Here is a 620-nt window from a genome sequence, read left to right as displayed (position 1 = left end):
GGGACGACCTCACCGGTGGCGGGGTCCACGATCTTCGTCTCCACGTGGGGCATGGTGCGGCCGACGGTCTGGGTGCGCACCTCCAGGGAGTCGTCGCGGCGGGTCATGGTGGACACGGGCGCGGTCTCCGTCATGCCGTAGCAGATGGCGACCTCGGACATGTGGAACCGGTCGATGACCTTCTTCATCACCTCGACGGGGCACGTGGAGCCGGCCATCACGCCGGTGCGCAGCGTCGTCAGGTCCAGCTCGTCCGCCTCGGGCCGGGCGAGCATGGCGATGAACATCGCCGGCACGCCGTACAGGCTCGTCGCGCCGGTGGCGGCCACGGCCCGCAGCGCCGAGACCGGCTCGAAGCTGCGCGCCGGGATGACGGCGAGCGAGCCGTGGGAGACGGTGGCGATCACGCCGATCACCATGCCGAAGCAGTGGAAGAACGGCACCGGGATCACCACGGTGTCCTCCTCCGTGTAGCCCAGCAGCTCGCCGATGTGGAAGCCGTTGTTCAGCACGTTGCGATGCGTCAGCGTGACGCCCTTGGGGAAGCCGGTGGTGCCCGAGGTGTACTGCAGGTTCACGGGGTCCGCCGGCCGGGTGGCGGCCTCGCGCGCGGCCAGGTC

1 protein-coding gene is annotated in these 620 nt (G+C 70.3%); it reads right to left on the bottom strand.

All coding sequences use genetic code 11. The annotated features are described in order from the left end of the window. Window positions 1-620, bottom strand: a 620-nt coding sequence (locus C6558_RS38935) for an AMP-binding protein (RefSeq protein WP_146161004.1), incomplete at both ends; no start/stop codon positions are given.

Origin of the sequence: Ensifer sp. NM-2 (assembly GCF_003024455.1) — a bacterium.
Taxonomy (GTDB): Bacteria; Pseudomonadota; Alphaproteobacteria; order Rhizobiales; family Rhizobiaceae; genus Ensifer; species Ensifer canadensis.
Note: the sequence above shows the minus strand (reverse complement) of the source record. Positions and strands in the feature narration are given on the sequence as shown.